Source organism: Streptomyces sp. NBRC 109706 (genome assembly GCF_000974485.1).
Classification (GTDB): domain Bacteria; phylum Actinomycetota; class Actinomycetes; order Streptomycetales; family Streptomycetaceae; genus Streptomyces.
Genome location: NZ_BBOM01000007.1, coordinates 748,977 through 767,132 on the forward strand (window position 1 = coordinate 748,977; position 18,156 = coordinate 767,132).

The 18,156-nt window shown below is 71.9% G+C and carries 18 protein-coding genes; 8 read left to right on the forward strand and 10 right to left on the reverse strand.

Annotated elements, in window-relative coordinates; all coding sequences use genetic code 11:
* Positions 1-21: 21 nt before the first annotated feature.
* Positions 22-342, reverse strand: a complete 321-nt coding sequence (locus tag AOM46_RS17240) for a hypothetical protein (protein WP_062212391.1) — start codon at positions 340-342, stop codon at positions 22-24.
* A gap of 204 nt (positions 343-546) precedes the next feature.
* On the opposite strand from AOM46_RS17240, the gene AOM46_RS17245 reads away from it, so the two are divergent.
* Positions 547-1,653: an LLM class flavin-dependent oxidoreductase gene (locus AOM46_RS17245; RefSeq protein ID WP_062212832.1), complete on the forward strand. Its 1,107-nt coding sequence runs from the start codon at positions 547-549 to the stop codon at positions 1,651-1,653.
* Here the strand turns inward: AOM46_RS17245 and AOM46_RS17250 are convergent.
* Complete coding sequence (locus AOM46_RS17250) at positions 1,614-2,006, reverse strand: SCO5389 family protein (protein WP_062212394.1); 393 nt, start codon at positions 2,004-2,006, stop codon at positions 1,614-1,616. The genes AOM46_RS17245 and AOM46_RS17250 overlap by 40 nt on opposite strands.
* A gap of 1,597 nt (positions 2,007-3,603) precedes the next feature.
* Between AOM46_RS17250 and nucS the strand changes: the two genes are divergently transcribed.
* Positions 3,604-4,278: an endonuclease NucS gene (nucS, locus tag AOM46_RS17255; protein WP_062212398.1), complete on the forward strand. Its 675-nt coding sequence runs from the start codon at positions 3,604-3,606 to the stop codon at positions 4,276-4,278.
* A gap of 71 nt (positions 4,279-4,349) precedes the next feature.
* On the opposite strand, the gene AOM46_RS17260 is transcribed toward nucS, so the two are convergent.
* The 4 genes from AOM46_RS17260 to AOM46_RS17275 all read right to left on the reverse strand — a co-directional run bounded on the left by AOM46_RS17260 (position 4,350) and on the right by AOM46_RS17275 (position 9,090).
* Complete coding sequence (locus AOM46_RS17260; RefSeq protein WP_062212401.1) at positions 4,350-6,644, reverse strand: hypothetical protein; 2,295 nt, start codon at positions 6,642-6,644, stop codon at positions 4,350-4,352.
* Between the two features lie 156 nt (positions 6,645-6,800).
* Positions 6,801-7,094 (reverse strand): STAS domain-containing protein, encoded by a 294-nt coding sequence (locus tag AOM46_RS17265; protein ID WP_062212404.1) that lies wholly within the window; start codon positions 7,092-7,094, stop codon positions 6,801-6,803.
* A 395-nt stretch (positions 7,095-7,489) separates the two neighbouring features.
* On the reverse strand, positions 7,490-8,338 hold the full coding sequence (locus AOM46_RS17270) for a 3-hydroxyacyl-CoA dehydrogenase family protein (protein WP_062212407.1): 849 nt from the start codon (positions 8,336-8,338) through the stop codon (positions 7,490-7,492).
* 113 nt (positions 8,339-8,451) lie between these two features.
* Positions 8,452-9,090 carry a TetR/AcrR family transcriptional regulator gene (locus AOM46_RS17275; protein WP_062212411.1) on the reverse strand — a complete coding sequence of 213 codons (639 nt, stop codon included), beginning with the start codon at positions 9,088-9,090 and terminating at the stop codon, positions 8,452-8,454.
* Positions 9,091-9,169: 79 nt separating this feature from the next.
* Between AOM46_RS17275 and AOM46_RS17280 the strand changes: the two genes are divergently transcribed.
* From AOM46_RS17280 to AOM46_RS17290, 3 genes are all read left to right on the forward strand, one after another.
* The gene (locus AOM46_RS17280) at positions 9,170-9,973 is read left to right on the forward strand and encodes an ABC transporter ATP-binding protein (RefSeq protein ID WP_062212415.1); all 804 of its coding nucleotides are present in this window, start codon (positions 9,170-9,172) and stop codon (positions 9,971-9,973) included.
* Positions 9,974-10,056: 83 nt separating this feature from the next.
* Complete coding sequence (locus AOM46_RS17285) at positions 10,057-10,812, forward strand: ABC transporter permease (RefSeq protein WP_062212418.1); 756 nt, start codon at positions 10,057-10,059, stop codon at positions 10,810-10,812.
* 20 nt (positions 10,813-10,832) lie between these two features.
* On the forward strand, positions 10,833-11,405 hold the full coding sequence (locus AOM46_RS17290) for a cob(I)yrinic acid a,c-diamide adenosyltransferase (protein WP_062212421.1): 573 nt from the start codon (positions 10,833-10,835) through the stop codon (positions 11,403-11,405).
* 33 nt (positions 11,406-11,438) lie between these two features.
* Here the strand turns inward: AOM46_RS17290 and AOM46_RS17295 are convergent, their stop codons facing one another.
* A complete protein-coding gene (locus AOM46_RS17295) occupies positions 11,439-12,038 on the reverse strand; it encodes a hypothetical protein (RefSeq protein WP_234313818.1) in 600 nt (199 codons plus the stop codon).
* 140 nt (positions 12,039-12,178) lie between these two features.
* Between AOM46_RS17295 and AOM46_RS17300 the strand changes: the two genes are divergently transcribed.
* From AOM46_RS17300 to AOM46_RS17310, 3 genes are all read left to right on the forward strand, one after another.
* Positions 12,179-13,363 (forward strand): sensor histidine kinase, encoded by a 1,185-nt coding sequence (locus tag AOM46_RS17300; RefSeq protein ID WP_062212428.1) that lies wholly within the window; start codon positions 12,179-12,181, stop codon positions 13,361-13,363.
* On the forward strand, positions 13,360-14,019 hold the full coding sequence (locus tag AOM46_RS17305; RefSeq protein WP_062212431.1) for a response regulator transcription factor: 660 nt from the start codon (positions 13,360-13,362) through the stop codon (positions 14,017-14,019). The genes AOM46_RS17300 and AOM46_RS17305 overlap by 4 nt, the downstream gene beginning before the upstream one ends.
* Positions 14,020-14,244: 225 nt before the next feature.
* Positions 14,245-15,540 carry a glycoside hydrolase family 18 protein gene (locus AOM46_RS17310; protein ID WP_062212435.1) on the forward strand — a complete coding sequence of 432 codons (1,296 nt, stop codon included), beginning with the start codon at positions 14,245-14,247 and terminating at the stop codon, positions 15,538-15,540.
* Between the two features lie 152 nt (positions 15,541-15,692).
* On the opposite strand, the gene AOM46_RS17315 is transcribed toward AOM46_RS17310, so the two are convergent.
* The 3 genes from AOM46_RS17315 to atpD all read right to left on the reverse strand — a co-directional run bounded on the left by AOM46_RS17315 (position 15,693) and on the right by atpD (position 18,156).
* Positions 15,693-16,139 carry a DUF2550 domain-containing protein gene (locus tag AOM46_RS17315; RefSeq protein WP_062212438.1) on the reverse strand — a complete coding sequence of 149 codons (447 nt, stop codon included), beginning with the start codon at positions 16,137-16,139 and terminating at the stop codon, positions 15,693-15,695.
* Positions 16,140-16,205: 66 nt separating this feature from the next.
* Positions 16,206-16,589 carry a F0F1 ATP synthase subunit epsilon gene (locus AOM46_RS17320; RefSeq protein ID WP_062212441.1) on the reverse strand — a complete coding sequence of 128 codons (384 nt, stop codon included), beginning with the start codon at positions 16,587-16,589 and terminating at the stop codon, positions 16,206-16,208.
* A 112-nt stretch (positions 16,590-16,701) separates the two neighbouring features.
* Entirely contained in the window at positions 16,702-18,156 is a 1,455-nt protein-coding gene (atpD, locus tag AOM46_RS17325; RefSeq protein ID WP_062212444.1) for a F0F1 ATP synthase subunit beta, read from the reverse strand.

Sequence of the window (18,156 nt, forward strand, 5' to 3'; positions counted from 1 at the left end):
CGGATCGGCGGGCGAACGCCCTCAGTAGCGCGGCGCGTTACGGGACCGCTGGGGCCTCGCGCCCCGGCGGTCCCTCGCGTTCCAGCAGGAGCGGTGCCAGTGCCTGCGGTCGTCGACGGCGCCCATTCTGGGCCAGCTCACCACGTGGGGTACGCCGGGCGGGATCTCCTGGTCGCAGCCGGGGCAGCGGTAGTGCTTGGTGGCCCCGCTGCCGGTGACCCCGCGCACCACCCACTCCTCGCCCCGCCACTCGTCCGTCCGCTCAAGACCGAACTCGCGCGGGCCCTCACCGGTGGGGGACGGCTGCTTGGCACCGCGCTGGCGGTTGCGACGCGGGGACACGGAACACCTCGGAGTGGTTTGGCGGGAGTACGCAACCGAGTTTACGCGCGCCCTTCACCAGCCCCATTGATGATCATCGGAAAAACCTGCCGCTGTCCCGTGCCTTTGGCACGTGTCAAGCGTTAAGGCCCATGGGGAGACCCGGAGGTAGCAGGTCAGGGGGAGCACGCAGCGAGTGCGCGAAGGACGGGAGCCATGGCGACGATACGGATAGGGACTTTTGTGCTGGCCGGTCAGTACCCGGGCCAGGGGCAGCGGGAGGCGTTACAACGGGCGGTCCGGTCCGCCGAGGTGGCCGACGAGGTGGGCCTGGACGCCGTCTGGCTGGCCGAACACCACTTCGTGCCCTACGGGTTGTGCCCCTCGGCGACCACTCTGGCGGCGCTGCTGCTGGGTCGCACCCGTCGGATCGGGGTGGGCACCGCGATCAGCGTGCTGTCCACCAACCATCCGGTCACCCTGGGCGAGCAGACCGCGCTGCTGCACATGACCTCGGGCGGCCGGTTCACCCTGGGCGTGGGACGCGGCGGCCCCTGGGTCGACCTGGAGGTCTTCGGCACCGGCCGGGAGGCGCTGGAGAAGGACTTCCCCGAATCCCTCGACCTGCTGCTGCGCTGGCTGACCGAGCCCGTCGTCGACGCGGCGGGCGAGCGGTATCGCTTCCGGCCGGTGCCCGTGGTGCCCACGGGGGTCGAGGCCGCGGAGGCGCCGCCGCCGGTGGTGGTGGCGTGCACCTCGCCGAGCACGGTGCGGCTGGCCGCACGGCGCGGGTTGCCGATGCTGTTGGGCATGCATATCGGCGACGAGGAGAAGGCAGAGATGGTCGCGCTGTGGCGGACCACGGCGACGGAGGCGGGGCTGCCCGCCGAGACGGTGCGCCAGGCGGACCATGTGGCGGCCGGGGTGGCCCAGGTCGGGGACAGTCACAGCGAGGCGGTGCAGACACTGCGCCGCGCACTGCCCGGCTGGCTCCGCCAGGGGCTGGCCGCACACCAGACCCTGGACGGCGGCCCCCGTGCCATGCGGGATCCGCTCTCCTACACCGAACTGCTCTGTGAGATCCACCCGGTGGGCGATCCCCAGCTCTGTGCCGACCGGCTGACCAGGACGAGCGAACGCACCGGCATCACCCGGTTCGCCCTGCTGGTCGAGGGATCGGGCGATACGGCCGCGACCGAGCGCAACGTGCGTCGGCTGGCCGACGACGTGCTGCCGCTCCTCCCCGGACACACGGGGAAGGCGGCAGCGACCAGCGCGTCGGTGAGCGGCTCTCAGCAGTCGCGCAGCTCCGGTGACTGGTTGAGTATCTGACCGCGGATGGAAGTGAACCGGGCGTGCCGCTGGTCGCTCGACGCGTCGAGCGGGAAGACGGCCACCCGGTGGCAGTTCTGAAAGGCCAGACGGACGCCGAAGTGCCGCTCCAGGGAACCCCGGATGGCGTCGCTGGCGAGCGCCCGCAGCAGCTGGCCCCTGGCCTGCTCGTCGGGCGGCGGTGTGGTGTTGTCGGCGAACTCGCCGCCGTCAACCTGAAGTCGGGCTACCAGATTGCTGATCATGTCCCAGGCGAAGGGCAGGGATGTACGGACGCAGTCGACGAACTCCGCTTCGTCGACCTCGCCCCGCTCGGCCTGTTCCAGCAACGCCGGTGAGACGTCGAGCGACATGGGTTTCTCCTCTCGCGACCCCGGATCCGGGGTCTGGCGCGGACGGGCCCGAGGGACCTCCACCGCTCCAACCCCACACTGACGTGCGTGCGTTCGAGCAGTGACCCCCGAGGGTCACGTTAGGCCGCCTGGCACGTGTGTGTCAGTGGATTGGGCACATAACTGGCCACTGTCGAACCCAATGAATCCCACCCATAACAGACGCCTCTGACCTCACCCGGTTACCGTCCCACCACCACCGGCTAACCATCCTCATCCGGCCAGCGCCGGATCGACCGCGGCGCGGCCCGGCGGGAACGGTGCCCGGTCGGCGCCGTTCGCCCCGCGCCGGCCCGATATCGACCGGCTCCGAAACGGCGGCGTCGACGCCGCCCGACCGTGACCGGCGTACCGAATCGATCACGGAGCGTCGCGGGCGCGGGTGTCGGGGGCGCACTGCCGCCAACGGCGCGGCGGCCCTCGCCATGCAGACGTCAGAACGGCAGGGCCCGAGCGGGGCTGCACCGCCGTGGCGGCTGAACGCCGGTGCGGGCGGGGGCAGTTGGCGCGCCGGGACGGGAACGGCTCCCCGGCGCGCGGTCGGGGCGGCGAGCGCCCGGCGGGGCGTTGGCGCCTTGCCGGCGTCGTTGTATCGCCGGCCCGCGTCCGGTGTTGCCCGTTCGCCCCGTCGCCGTTCCTGGCGGCCCGCCCAGGGGAGGGCGCTCGATGTTCCGCCTGGTAGCGCAGCGTGATCGGTTGGCGTCGCCCGAATCCGCCCGTCCCGGACCGGTGTTGTCCTCGATCGACCGGAGCCGTCGGGCGGGCCGGCCGGCTTCGGCGGCGCGGTCATTGGTCGGGATCCGGCCATCCCGGCGCTGTCGCAGCCGTCCCTCCCGTACCGCGCGACGCGTCGTCCGACGGTTGGCGCGCATCCGGCTCATTCAGGCCGGGCGCCCGCCGTCGGGGCGCGGGCGAACGTCGCGCAAGCGCCCCTTCCCGCCCCGCGGGCCCGCGCCGGGTGACGGCGCTGACCTGCCCGGACTCCCCGCGTCCGGGATGTCGGGGCGTCCGGCGCCCGCCCGGCGGGGCCGGCCTCGCGGGCCGCCTCCCGGCGTGGTCGCCGCCCGGGTCCGGCGCCTGGGTGGGCCGGCGGCGGAGATGGTGAAGTCGGGGTCGGGGAAACCGGGTTCGGTGTGGCCGATAAGGCTCAGCCGATCCGCTCCGGGATCGCGCCGCGCCCGCCGGATCCGGCGCACCGCCACCATGCTGGCCGCTACCGCCGTAACGCGGCGCCGCCGGCGCCCGGGCCGCGTCCCCGGCAACCCGCGCGCCCCCACCCGCCCCTGTGCGCCCCGCCCGTGCGCGGTCGCGGGGCAAGTGCCACGCCGCGCCGGGTCATCAGCGCGGACGTTGACCGAAACCAGTCGGTAACAGAGCCGGAACACCGCGTGCGAACTCGGCGAACGCCCCGACCGGGGAGCGGCGGCCTGGCTCGACCGGCCCCCTGGTCCGGACGGCGCACACCGGCGCGCGACGGGAGGATCCGGACGGTGGCGCGTTCCGGGCCACCGGCAGAGGGGCGCGCGAGCGAGGTGTCGCCAGCCTCTAGGCTGCCCCTATGCGTCTTGTCATCGCTCGCTGTTCCGTCGATTACGCCGGCCGGCTCACCGCCCATCTGCCTCTGGCGCCCCGGCTCATCCTGGTCAAGGCCGACAACTCCGTCTCCGTTCATGCGGACGACCGTGCCTACAAGCCGCTCAACTGGATGTCGCCGCCCTGCACGCTCAAGGAGAGCGAGGGCGAGGAGGGCGGCACGGTCTGGACCGTGATCAACAAGGCGGGCGAGAAGTTGATCATCACCATGGAGGAGGTACTGCACGACTCCTCCCACGAGTTGGGCGTCGACCCGGGGTTGATCAAGGACGGCGTGGAGGCACATCTCCAGGAACTGCTGGCCGACCGGATGGAGACCCTGGGCGAGGGCTGGAGCCTGATCCGCCGGGAGTACCCGACCGCCATCGGACCGGTGGACATCCTGGGCCGGGACTCCGACGGCGGCACAGTGGCCGTGGAGATCAAGCGGCGGGGCGAGATCGACGGGGTCGAGCAGCTCACCCGCTATCTCGAACTGCTCAACCGCGATCCCCATCTCGCCCCGGTACAGGGGCTGTTCGCCGCCCAGGAGATCAAGCCGCAGGCCAGAACCCTGGCCACCGACCGGGGCATCCGCTGCGTCACCCTCGACTACGACGCGCTGCGCGGCGTCGAGGACGACAAGCTCCGCCTCTTCTAGGGCTGCCCCCTCCAGGGCCTGCTCTTCCAGGGCCTGCCGTCGGCCGGTGGTTGCCGGCCGACGGCGGGCCCTCAGCCCGTCTCGGCCGGCGGGGTGCTGATCGGCGGGGTGTCCTGCGGGGCCGAGGGCGTGCTCCCCGGGCCGCCGCTGTCGCCGCCGCCGGACGAGGGCGGATCCGGATCCTCCGTGGGTGGGTCCGTCGGCTCCTCGGTGGGCGGATCCGGATCCTCCGTCGGCGGGTCGGTCGGCTCGTCCGTCGGGTCCTCCGTGGGCGGATCGGTGTCCCCGCCACCCGAGCCGCCGCCCGAACCGTCCCCGGGGGAAGGGGTCTCGGTGGGCGTGGGCCCCGGCGTGGTGGGGTCCGGCGTGGTCGGCGGATCCGTCGGTGTGGCGGGCTCCGTCGGGGACGGCTCCTCGCTGGGCGACGGGCTCTCGCTCTCCTCCTCGTCCTCCGGCTCCTCGCTGGGGGACTCCTCGGCCGTGCTCTCCTCCACCGCCGGCGGCTCGTCCTCGGCGGTGGCCGCCGGATCCTTGCGGGTGACGTTCTCGGCGTCGCCCTCGGGCTCGCCCGAGGTGAGGGTGAGCGCGACCACCGTGCCCAGCACGGCGGCGACCAGCGCCCCGGCGCCGGTGGCGACGGTGTTGCGGCGGTTTCCCCGGGCGAGCATCCTGCGGAGCGTGGCCCCCGACTCCTCGGGGGAACCGCCGCGGATCACCAGCGTCAGCTCCGTCGAGCCGGCCGGCGGCGTCTCCGGCGCGTTCACCTCGGGAGGCGGCGCCTGGACGAGCGCCGGCGGGGAGCCGACGGGCGGGGTGTGCTCGACGGGCGGCGCCGGCGGCCTGGTGAGGTCGTCGACCAGCGTCAGCGCCCGGCGCCCCGCGACGGCACCACCGGCGTCGGAGAGCACGCCGCGCAGGGCTATGGACGCCTCCAACTCGGCCCGGGCACGGGCCAGCTGGCCCTCACAGATGGCGAGCACGCCCAACTCGTGGTGGAAATACGCCTCCTGCGCCACGGCCCCGGCGAGCCTGGCGGCCTCCTGCCCGGTGCGCAGCACCCGCTCCCAGGCGCCCCAGCGGAGCCCGGCGGCCATCAGGGGGGCGGTCAGCCGCACCAGCTCCGTGGTCTCGGCGGCGAGCCCGGCCTGCTGGGCGGTGCGCAGCGCGGCGATCAGCACATCGGCCTGGGCCACCGCCTCGTGGGCGTCGACCTCCGACTCCTTGAGCCACCAGCTGAAGTGGCGGGTGAGGGCCGCTATTCGGGACTGCTCGGCGACGGAACGATCGGCCTCGGACAGCGCGGCCAGCACATCGGGCGCGAGCCGGCGACGCTGGCCGACCGAGCTGAGCAGACCGCAGTCGATCAGCTCGGTGTGCGCGGCGACGGCGTCCGGATCGCCGGTGAGCGCGGGCAACGCGGCCGGCTCGGGAAGCTCGCCGCCCAGGACGACGGCGAAGCGCGTCAACTCCCTGGCGCTCTCCGAGATCGAGGCGACCAGCGTGGCCGGGAGCCCGCCGACCGAGGGCAGCGGCCCGGCCGTCGTCAACGAGCGGTACCGCAGCACGGCACCGGCCTGGATGAAGTGGGTGGGCAGCCCGCCGCCGGCCCGCCAGAGATCGACCGCCCATTCCTGCTCCGCCGCCGTCAGCGCGCGGGCGACCGCCAGCCGCAGCAGCTCCAGGCAGGCGTCGGCGCTGAGGCCGCCGAGCGTGATCTCCTCAAGCCCGGCCCGCTCGCCGGGCGCCGCCGCCTCCGGGCGGGACGCCAGCAGATAGGCGCACTCGGGGGTGGCGGTAAGCATCTCGTCCAGCGCGGCGCCGCCGAACTCGATGTCGTCGAGCACCACCACCGCGCCGATCCCCCGCAGCGCCGCGCTCAACTCCGTCGGGCCGGGGCGGTAGTTGGTGACCTGGTGCACCGACGCGTACAGCTCGTGCAGCAGATCGCGCGGGGTGCGGCGATGGCCGCTGAGCCGGATCACCCCATCAGGGGCGAGGCCGGCGCAGTCATCGGCGACGGCGGCCAGCAGCGCGCTGCGGCCGGCGCCCGAAGGCGCGTCGAGCCGCACCGAACGACCGCTGGCCAGCAGCCCGCGCAGCTTGGCGCGCTCCTCCTCGCGTTCCAGCAGCGGCGGCCCAGGCACGGCATCGCCCGGCTGGGCCGCCCCGTCCCTCGCGGCGGACGCCCGGCGCGGCGCGATGGGCCGGCGGCCCGGCGGACAGGGCACGATCTCGCTGCCGTCGATCGGGTTGACGGTGACCAGGAAGTCGCCCGCGATCAGCCATGCGGCCCGTCCCGACCCTTCGCCGGCGCCGCTGCGCTGCGCCGGCCGGTCGGCGGGTGACGCGGGGTGGTTGGAGTCCATGGGTTACGAGTCTCTCGGCTGTGGTGCGGCGAGCGCCGCGTCAGTGGTGGGCCTCCACGCTACCCGTGGGCACTGACAAGGCGAACCTCGGTACCGTGAATTCCCGGCGTATCGGGGCCCGTTCCGTTCCGGCACCGCCCCGACCGGCGAAGGCGCTCAGGAGGCGATGGTCAGGATCCGGTGCAACCGGGCCGCGACCAGCACCCGGTGCATCCGGGGCGGCACATCCCGCAACACCAGTCGGCGGCCGAGCCGTCCGGCCCTGCGGTGCGCGCCCATGATCACACCGAGCCCCGTCGCGTCCCAGGCGTCCAGGCCGCTCAGGTCCAGCACCAGGTCGCCCTCCCCCGCGTCGACGGCGCGGTGCAGCGCGAGCCGCGCGTCGGCCGCACTGCGCACGTCCAGCCGACCGCCGACGACCAACTCGGCGTGGTCGCCCGTGATGTGCATATACGTTCCCCCGCTCGCTGGGGTGGCCGGTTGGGAAAGGGAGGAGAGGAGGGTCCGCCGCCTGGGCCGCTGGCTGGGGGCGTCCCGGTCGGCCGCGGAATGGACAACTGCGCTGATGACGGTGCTGGAAACGGTGCTGACTCTTCCGTTGATCGCGGTCGGTTCGTGGGGGTTTGCGGTTCGTTGGGGTTTGCGATTCGTGTCTCTGTGGGGTCGGTTCGCGGGTCGGTCGGGCACCGGCCCTGGGGGCGGGCCGGCGCCGATGCCTGGGGAGACCTTTGTGCGGTGGGGCGGGGCCCCGGATCGGGGAGCCCCATCGGCGGGAATGCGGGGAATCAGCGGGAGTCGCCGAGGGGCGCCGGGAGCCGGTGAACCCCCGTGGGACCCAGCGTGGCTCAGTGCGAGTAGAAGCCCTGGCCGCTCTTGCGCCCGAGGGAGCCCGCGTCCACCATCCGCCGCATCAGCTCGGGTACGGCGAACTTCCCGTCCTTGGACTCCTGATGGATGTTGTCGGTGGCGTGCAGCAGCACATCGACGCCGGTGAGATCGGCCGTGGCCAGCGGCCCCATGGCGTGGCCGAAGCCCAACTTGCAGGCGTTGTCGATGTCCTCGGCGGTGGCCACGCCCGACTCGTAGAGGCTGACCGCCTCCACCAGCAGCGCGGCGATCAGGCGGGTGGTGACGAATCCCGCCACGTCACGTTCGACGACGATGCAGGTCTTGCCGGTCGACTCGGCGAACTCCCGGGCGGTGGCGAGGGTCTGGTCGCTGGTCAGATGGCCGCGCACCAGCTCGCAGAGCGCCATCAGCGGGACCGGGGAGAAGAAGTGGGTGCCCACCACGCGGTCCGGGCGCCGGGTCGCGGCGGCCAGCTTGGTGATGGGGATGGCGGAGGTGTTGGAGGCCAGGACCGTCTCGTCCTTCACCAGGCCGTCGAGGGTGCGCAGCAACTCCCGCTTGGTGTCGGCGTCCTCGAAGATCGCCTCGACCACCAGATCGGCGTCGGCGGCGGCGTCCAGATCGGTGGTGGTGACGATCCGGGCCAGTGCGGCGTCCGCCTCGTCCCTGGTCACCCGTTCCTTCTCGACGAACTTGGCGAGCGACGCCTCGATGCCTCGACGCCCTCGGCCCAACGCGTCCTCGGTGAGGTCGCGAAGCACCACGTCCCAGCCGGCCTGTGCGGCGACCTGGGCGATGCCCGATCCCATGAGACCGGAACCGATGACGGCGAGCTTCCTGGGCACGAGTGATCTCCCTTGATACACGGCGAGTCCGGGGAGACTAGACCCTAGTCGCCGCCGGGCGCTCATGGGGGGAGAAGAGACACGCGTCACGGAGGCTCGGCGGTGGCGGCCCGTCAGCCCGGCGGGCGACGCGCGAAGTCCCGCACCTCCTGACTCAGCAGCCGCTCGCTGATCTCCAGCCGCAGCAGCAACTCCGTGGCGATCTCGGCCGGCGCCCGGCCCTCCGACTGGCGGGAGCGCACGGTCTGGTGGATGTTGCCGTGAACGGCCATGAGTTGTGCGGCGATCAGCTCGGGCAGCGGATCCCCTGGCGGACTCCCGCTCTCCTGGGCCAGGGTCCTGGCCAGCCGCTCCGTCGTCTGGGCCTGCATCCGCATCAACCGGGCCATCAACGCGGGGGACTCGAAGGCCACCTGCATGAAGCGCTCGAACCCCTCGATCAGGCCAAGGCGTACGGACTGACCGGCGATGTCGTCACGCAGGCCGCCGAGGACGGCATCGCTGGCCGACTGCCCCACGGCTCGTTGACGGATCCGGGCGGACGGCTGGTCGACGATGGTCTCCTCGCGGTCGAAGAAAAGATCCTCCTTGGCGGGGAAGTAGTTGTAGACCGTGTTCACGGAGACGTCGGCCGCCTCGGCGATCTCGGCGACCGTGACGGCCTCGAAGCCGCGCTCGAGGAAGAGCCCGGTGGCCACATCGGAGATATGGGTCCTGGTCTGTCGCTTCTTCCGCTCCCGCAACCCGGTCATGACCTCATCGTAACCCGCTTGGGTGACTTGAAACTTGGGGGCATTGCATTTTTTCAGGGACTCTGGTTTTCTCGTTCGCATGGCATCCACCACCGCATCCGCAGCGATCCTCACCACCCACGATCTGGCCCTGACCTTCCCGGCCAGGGGCGGCCCCGTCGAGGCGGTCCGAGGCATCGATCTCACGGTCGAGGCCGGCGAGATCCTTGGCTTCCTCGGGCCCAACGGAGCCGGTAAGAGCACCACGCTGCGGATGCTCACCACCCTGCTGCCGCCCACCAGGGGCAGCGCCACGGTCGCCGGCCACGATCTGGCCACCGAGCCGCGAGAGGTGCGCCGACGCATCGGGTTCGTCGCCCAGAGCGGCGGCCTGGATCCGGAGGAGTCGGTCCACGCCGAGCTGGTGCTCCAGGGCCGCTTCTACCGCCTGAGCCGCGTCGAAGCCGAGGCCAGAGCCGAGGAGTTGGCCGCCGAGCTGGAGCTGACCGCACTGCTCGGCCGGCGCTGTCGCGAGCTGTCCGGCGGCCAACGCCGCCGTCTTGAGATAGCCATGGCGCTGACCCATCGCCCCCGGCTGCTCTTCCTGGACGAGCCGACCACCGGGCTCGATCCGGGCAGCCGCGCCGACCTCTGGGATCTGGTGCGGCGCATCCGCGCCCGGCAGCGCACCACGGTCTTCCTCACCACCCACTACCTGGACGAGGCGGACGCCCTGGCCGACCGCCTGGTGGTCGTGGACCACGGCCGAATCGTCGTCGAGGGCACCCCGAGCGATCTCAAGCGGCGGTACGGCGGATCGCCGGACGCCACCCTCCAGGACACCTTTGTCGCCATCACCGGCCACGGCCCACGCCAACAGGAGTCCGCGCCCCTCGCCCTGTGACGCGCCCCTGCCCCTACCGCGCCCCACCCCGCTGTCCTCCGCACCGCCCTCCGCCGTCTTCGCGCCGAAAGGCCCCACCCGTCATGACCCCCGTGCTCTCCGATTCCGGCCTGGTCTTCGGCCGCTGTCTGCGGCAGACCCTGCGCTCCCGGATCGGCCTCCTCTTCGCGCTGATCCAGCCCCTGCTCTTTCTCTCCTTCTTCGGCCCACTCCTCCGGGAGGTGCCGCTGGGCGGCAGAGGCGACTCCTGGGGGACCCTGGTCCCCGGGCTGCTGATCCAACTCGGCCTGTTCAGCTCCGCGTTCGCCGGCTTCGGCATCGTCATGGAGAAGCAGACGGGCGTGGTGGAGCGGATGCGGGTCACCCCCGTCAGCCGCACCGCGCTGCTGCTCGGGCGGGTGCTGCGCGATGTGGTCGTGCTGGTGGCCCAGTCCACGGTCCTGGTGCTGGCCGGGGTGGCATTCGGCCTGCGCGCGCCCGTCCTCGGGGTGCTGATCGGCTTTGTCTTCGTCGCCACCCTGGCCGTCGCGCTGGCCTCGCTCTCCTACGCCTTCGCCATGCGTGTGAACAGCCCCCAGGAGTTCGCGCCCGTGATCAACTCAGTCAACCTGCCGCTGATGCTGCTCTCCGGCATCCTGCTGCCGATGGCGCTGGCCCCCGGCTGGTTGGACGCGCTCTCCCGCCTCATCCCGCTCCGCTATCTGGTGGAGGCGGTGCGCGCGGCATTCGTCGGGGACTACGGATCCGCCGCGATAGCCGAAGGAGCCCTGGCCGCGGCGCTGTTGGCCGTCTGCTCGGCCGCCCTGGGCATCCGCCTCTTCCGCCGGGCCGGCGCCTGAAAGCCGAGTAGGCTCCCGCCATGGTCAACCTCACCCGGATCTACACCCGTACCGGAGACAGCGGCACCACGGCGCTGGGCGACATGAGCCGGACCGCCAAGACCGACTCGCGGATCGCCGCCTATGCCGACAGCAACGAGGCCAATGCCGTGATCGGCACGGCGTTGGCTCTCGGCGAGCTGTCCGACGATGTCCGCGCCACGCTGGTGCGCGTACAGAACGACCTCTTCGACGTCGGCGCCGACCTCTGCACCCCGGTCGTCGAGAACCCGGAGCATCCCCCGCTGCGGGTCGAGCAGAGCTATGTCGACCGTCTGGAGGCCGACTGCGACCGTTTCCTCGCCGAGTTGGAGAAGCTGCGCAGCTTCATCCTCCCCGGCGGCACCCCCGGCGCCGCCCTGCTCCACCAGGCGTGCACCGTGGTCCGGCGCGCCGAACGGTCCACCTGGGCCGCCCTCGACGAACACGGCGACACCATGAACCCGCTCACCGCCACCTACCTCAACCGGCTCTCCGACCTGCTGTTCATCCTGGCCAGGGCCGCCAACGCCGAACAGGGCGACGTGCTCTGGGTCCCCGGCGACAACCGCTGATCAGCGCCCACCGGAGCCAGGGGCGCGGGGCCCTCACTCCCCCGCGCCCACCCCCCGGGGCGGCGCCTTCCCCGACGCCGGCGGCAGCCCGGCCCGGACCGAGTAGCCGGCCGCGAACAGCCCGTGGACCAGCAGCATCCCCAGCGCCCGCAGCCGCACCTCGGCCATCCCCTCGGTGGTGCCCGGCCGGTCCACGTACCAGACCATCAACTGGGCCACCACCAGGGAGATCAGCACCGCAAGCAGCGTCAACCGCAACAGCCGCCACTCGTGCCCGACCCGCGCCCGGCCATGGCGCGGCGGTTTCGCCGGCCGGGGCCCGCCGCCGAACCGATGCGCGGCATGGCCGTCCGCCCACCGGATCACATAGTGGCCATAGGCCACGGTGAACCCCAGATAGAGCACGGCCAGGCCATGGCCCGTCCCCATCTCCGCCCCACGCCGCAGATCGACCGCCGTGGCCACCAGCAGCGTCAGGTCGATCAGCGGCACCGCACAGAGCAACGCCCCGCCGACACGCGGCGCCCGCAGTCCGTAGCGCACCGTGAGCCCGGCCCCGAGCACCACCCAGAAGCCCACCTCGGCGGCGAGGATCAGACCGACCACCGACATCGCCCCCTTCCCCTCCCTCATCCGGTATCTCCTCCAGCGTCCCCGGCCGGGGAGGGCCACCGCCTCGTCGTCCCCGACGATTTCCGCACCGCCCGCCTGCACCGTTCGATGTACCCCCACCGCAGGTGCCGCCGGACGGCGTCAGGTGATGTCATGGGGCCATGCGCACGCTGCCCCGTCCCCACCGCGACGACGGGCTGATCGCCCTGGCGGGGCTGGTCGGCGGGGTGGTCGCCATCGTCCTCGACCTCTACACGATGGCCCCGGACCGGAGCGCCGACTGGCCGCGGGTGCCCGGCCTGCTGCTGATGTGCCTGGCGGAGCTGGGCCGTCGCGCGCTGCCCCGATCGGCGCTGGCGCTCTCCGTCCCCGCCCTCGCCCTGGACGCGCTGGCGGGCGGCTCGCTGGCCGTGCTGGTGATGTTCACTGATGTGATCTACGCGTCGGTCCTCTATGGCCCCGCCCGCTTCGGCCGGGCCCTGGTCCATGGCAGCACCGTGCTCAGCGTCGCCACCGCGCTCACCCTGGTGGTCTGGCTGCGCCAGGCGGAGGCACTGCTGTTGGGCGCGCTGATCGGCGGGGTCCTGTCCACCCCGGCCTGGACCGGCCTGCTGCTGCGGGAGCGCAGGGACGAGGCGGCGGCCGAGCGGCTGCGGGCCGAGCAGACGGCGCTGCTGGCCGAGATGGACCGGGTCCAGGCGGTCTCCGCCGAACGCGCCCGCATGGCCAGGGAGTTGCACGATGTGGTGGCCAACCATCTCTCGGTGATCGCGATCCACTCCACCGCCGCGCTCTCCCTGCGCCGCCCGGAGACCACCGCCGAGGCGCTGGCCGTGATCCGCGAGAACAGCACCCAGGGCCTGACCGAGATGCGCCGGTTGATCGGCCTGCTCCGTGGGAACGACGCCGACGATCCTCCCGAGGCCGCCCCCAGCCTCGCCGCGCTCGGCACGCTGCTGGCCAGGGCCGAGCGCAGCGACGCCACCGGGCGGCTGCGGTTCCTCGCCAGCGACCGGCGTCCGAAGGGCTCCCGGCCGCCGGCGCCCGTCGAGCTGGCCGCCTACCGTATCGTGCAGGAGTCCCTCAACAACGCCGTCAAACACGCCGCCCCCGGCGAGGTGCGGGTCTGTCTCGACCAGGACGACGTTCGGCTCGCCATCACCGTGACCAGCCCCTACCGGGCCGGGGCCGCCCCCGCCCGCCCCGGGTTCCGCGCCGGTCTGGTCGGGATGGCTGAGCGCGCCGAACTGCTGCGCGGCTCCTTCCACGCCGGCCCATCGCCGGACGCCCCCGTCTGGCGGGTGACGGCCGAACTACCGCTGACCGAAAGGGTGTCGAGCGCATGACGATCCGGGTGCTGGTCGCCGACGACCAGGCGGCGGTGCGCCAGGGCCTGGTGCTGATCCTGCGCGACGCCGGGGACATCGAGGTGGTCGGCGAGGCGGGCGACGGCGAGGAGGCGGTGGCGCTCGCCGCCGAGCTACGCCCCGACCTGGTGCTGATGGACCTCCAGATGCCACGTCTGGACGGGGTCTCGGCCACCGAGCGGATCGTCGCCGAACGGCTGGCCGAGGTGCTGGTGCTGACCACCTTCGACTTCGACGCCTATGTCTTCGGCGCGCTGCGCGCGGGCGCCGGCGGCTTCCTGCTCAAGGACAGCGATGCGGCGACGCTGCTCGCCTCCGTCCGCACGGTGGCCGCCGGGGAGGGGGTGATCGCCCCCGCGGTGACCCGCCGGCTGATCGCCGAGTTCGCCCGTCACCCCGCGCGGCCGCCCCACCCCGCCGGGAAGGACGCCAAAATCGACACCCTCACCCCCCGGGAGCGCGAGGTGTTGGCGCAGGTCGGTGAGGGCCTGTCCAACGCGCAGATCGCGGACCGGCTGACCATGGCCGAGGCCACCGTGAAGACCCATGTCAGCCGGATCCTCGGGAAGTTGGGCATCAGCAACCGGGTGCAGGCGGCGGTGCTGGCGCAGGAGGCCGGGCTGAGCGGCCGCTGACCCGGCACCGGGTCGGGGTGTGCGTCGACGGTACCGCCGAGCCGTCGGGCGCCGAACCCTGCTTTGGTACAGACCTATTGACCCGTGGTCCAGACCACTCTACGCTCACGGCATTCACAGTGAGCGCGCCATGACAACACCAGCGCCGTTCCCAACTCGCTGACCTGCGCGCTCCTGTGACGGAGCAGTCCCCACACCGCTGTCCGACAACTTCGGGAGCCCCCCGTGAAACTCTCCCTCAGATCATCAGAACCCACCACCGACCGGCCGCACCCCCGGCGCACCCGGCGTACCCGGCGGCTGATCACCCTGCTCACCGCCGTCGCCCTCCCGCTCTCCGGGCTGATCGCCCTGACCGGGCCCAGCCAGGCCGGCGCCGAGGAGGCCGCCCCGCAGGCCGCCGGCGACGTCCGCCTCGGCTACTTCACCGAATGGGGCATCTACGACCGGGACTACCACGTCAAGGACATCGTGGACTCCGGCTCGGCCGAGCAGATCACCCACATCAACTACGCCTTCGGCAACGTGGTCGGCGGCGAATGCGTGATGGGCGACTCCTACGCCGCCTACGACCGCGCCTACTCCGCCGCCGAGAGCGTCAGCGGCGAGGCCGACGGCTGGGAGCCCGGCGAACTGCGCGGCAGCTTCAACCAGTTGCTCCAGCTGAAGGAGCAGTTCCCGCACATCAAGGTGCTGTGGTCCTTCGGCGGCTGGACCTGGTCCGGCGGCTTCACCGAGGCCATGCAGAACCCCCAGGCGTTCGCCCAGTCCTGTTACGACCTCGTCAACGATCCGCGCTGGGCCGGCGTCTTCGACGGCATCGACCTGGACTGGGAGTACCCCAACGCCTGCGGTCTCAGCTGTGACGAGTCGGGCCCCGAGGCCTTCGGCGACATGATGAGCGCCTTCCGGGGCGTCTTCGGCGACCAGCTGGTCACCGCCGCCATCACCGCCGACGCCTCCGACGGCGGCAAGATCGCGGCATCGGACTACGCCTATGGCGCCCAGTACGCGGACTACATCGCCGTGATGACCTACGACTTCTTCGGCGCCTTCAACGCGGCCGGGCCCACCGCCCCGCACTCCCCGCTGACCTCCTATGACGGCATCCCCCAGGAGGGCTTCACCAGCGAGGACGCCATCGACGCGCTGATCGCCCAGGGCGTGCCGGCGGAGAAGCTGCTGCTCGGCATCGGCTTCTACGGCCGTGGCTGGACCGGCGTCACCCAGACCGAGCCCGGCGGCACCGCCACCGGCGCGGCCCCCGGCACCTACGAGGCCGGCATCGAGGACTACAAGGTCCTGGCGCAGAGCTGCCCGCCCAGCGGCACCGTCGCCGGCACCGCCTACGCCCACTGCGGCAACAACTGGTGGAGCTACGACACCCCGGCCACCGTCACGGACAAGATGGCCTGGGCCAACGACCAGGGTCTCGGCGGTGCGTTCTTCTGGGAGTTCTCCGGCGACACCAGCGACGGCGCCCTGCTGGACGCCATCGACTCCGGCCTGAACGCCGGCTGAGCCCACCCGGGAACGTTCCCCCACGGAAGCCCCCCACGGGAAATCGGGGTGGAGCCGGCATCCGCCGGTTCCACCCCGATCTCGTGTTCCGCGCCGATCTGGTGTCCGCGCCGATCTGGTGCCCAAGCCGCCGCCCGCCGGCGGCGAACCGCTCAGGCGACGTTGACCCGCTGCCCCGGTGGGGCCGCCTCCAGCCAGGCCAGAAAGCCCGTCAGCGCGTCCTCGCTCATCGCCAGCTCCACGTCGAGGCCGTCGTGCCGACAGTTGAGCACCACAGCGCCCGGCAGCAGCGCCAGCTCCTCGTCCCCCTGCGGGATACGCCGGTCCCGCACCTGGATCCGCTCGCGGTGCAACGATCGCCGGGGCCGCCAGGCGTAGGAGAAGACGCGGAACCACTCGACGCGATCCCCGCTGTATCGGGCGACCCCGTAGAGCCAGCCCTTGCCCATCGACTGGCCGGCGCGGGGCGGGGCGAACCGCGCGCTGCAGTCAAAAGTGCCGCCGGAGCGTTGGATCACCCGGCGGCGTAGCCCGAAGGCGAAAAGTCCGAGCACCAGTAGCAGCAGCACCGCGCCCAGCGCAGACAAGGCGAGGACCATCCCGACCGACCTCCTCGCCTCATGTGCTCATACCGGCCCCCGAGGGGCGCGATTACTCCGTCCGTCTCAGCGCTCCGCCGCCACGGCCTGCAGCCGGACGGAGGCTCGGCGCTCGGCCGACTCGTCCGTCTCCGCCTTGGCCTGCTCCAGCGCTCGCTGGGCCCGCTCGACATCGATCTCGTCGGCCAGCTCAGCCACCTCGGCGAGCAGCGACAGCTTACCGTCCGTGTAGGAGAGGAAGCCTCCGTGCACGGCCGCGATCACCGTGCCCTCGCCGCTCTCGCCCGTGGTGCGGATGGTCACCGGGCCGGACCGCAGCACACTGAGCACCGGCTGGTGGTCGGGCATGATGCCGATGTCACCGGTGATGGTGCGCGCGATCACCAGGCTGGCGTCGCCGGACCAGACCTGTCGGTCGGCCGCGACCAACTCGACGTGCAGCTCAGCCACGATGGCTCCTGTTCACCTTTGAATATCCTGGATAGTCACTGGCTTGGTCGAAGAATAGTTCCCGATCTCCGGGACCCGTGGGGCGGGGTGTCCCGCCCCACGGGCAACGGCATCAGGAGACGCCCAGCTGCTTGGCCTTGGCCTTGAGGTCGTCCAGGCCACCGCACATGAAGAACGCCTGCTCGGGGAAGTGGTCGTAGTCGCCGTCGGCGATCGCGTTGAACGCCGCGATGGACTCGTCCAGCGGAACGTCCGAGCCGTCCATACCGGTGAACTGCTTGGCCGCGTGGGTGTTCTGCGACAGGAACCGCTCGATCCGCCGGGCCCGGCTGACCGTGAGCTTGTCCTCCTCGCCCAGCTCGTCGATGCCGAGAATGGCGATGATGTCCTGGAGGTCCTTGTACTTCTGCAGGATCCCCTTGACCCGGGAGGCGCACTCGTAGTGGTCCTGCGAGATGTAGCGCGGGTCCAGGATGCGGGACGTCGAGTCCAGCGGGTCGACCGCCGGGTAGATGCCCTTCTCCGAGATCGGCCGGGAGAGCACCGTGGTGGCGTCCAGGTGGGCGAAGGTGGTCGCCGGGGCCGGGTCGGTCAGGTCGTCGGCGGGCACATAGATCGCCTGCATCGAGGTGATCGAGTGACCACGCGTCGAGGTGATGCGCTCCTGGAGCACACCCATCTCGTCGGCGAGGTTGGGCTGGTAGCCCACCGCGGACGGCATCCGGCCCAGCAGCGTGGAGACCTCGGAGCCGGCCTGGGTGAAGCGGAAGATGTTGTCGATGAAGAACAGCACGTCCTGCTTCTGCACATCGCGGAAGTACTCCGCCATGGTCAGACCGGTCAGCGCGACCCGCAGCCGGGTGCCCGGGGGCTCGTCCATCTGGCCGAAGACCAGCGCGGTCTGCGGGAGCACGCCGGACTCGGCCATCTCCGCGATCAGGTCGTTGCCCTCACGGGTGCGCTCACCGACGCCGGCGAACACGGAGACGCCCTCGTGCAGCTTCGCCACACGCATGATCATCTCCTGGATGAGGACCGTCTTGCCGACGCCCGCACCCCCGAAGAGGCCGATCTTGCCGCCCTTGACATAAGGGGTCAGCAGGTCGATGACCTTCAGACCGGTCTCGAACATCTCGGTCTTGGACTCAAGCTGGTCGAACGCCGGGGCCTTGCGGTGGATCTCCCACCGCTCGGTGACCTCGGACTCGGCCTCGGGCTCGTTGAGGATCTTGCCCAGGGTGTTGAACACCCGGCCCTTGGTGACATCGCCGACCGGCACCCTGATGCCCGCGCCGGTGTTGGTCACCTCGGCCTGACGGACCAGGCCGTCGTTGGGCTCCAGGGCGATCGTGCGCACCAGGCCCTGGCCCAGGTGCTGCGCGACCTCCAGGGTCAGCGTCTTCGCGGCGCCCGCGTTCGCCGGGTCGGCGATCTGCACGGTCAACGCGTTGTAGATGTCCGGCATCGCGTCAACGGGGAATTCCACGTCAACGACTGGTCCACGGACCTGCGCGACCCGCCCGGTCGGCAGAGCCTGCTTGGGGGCCGCCTCGGCAGCAGTAGTCAT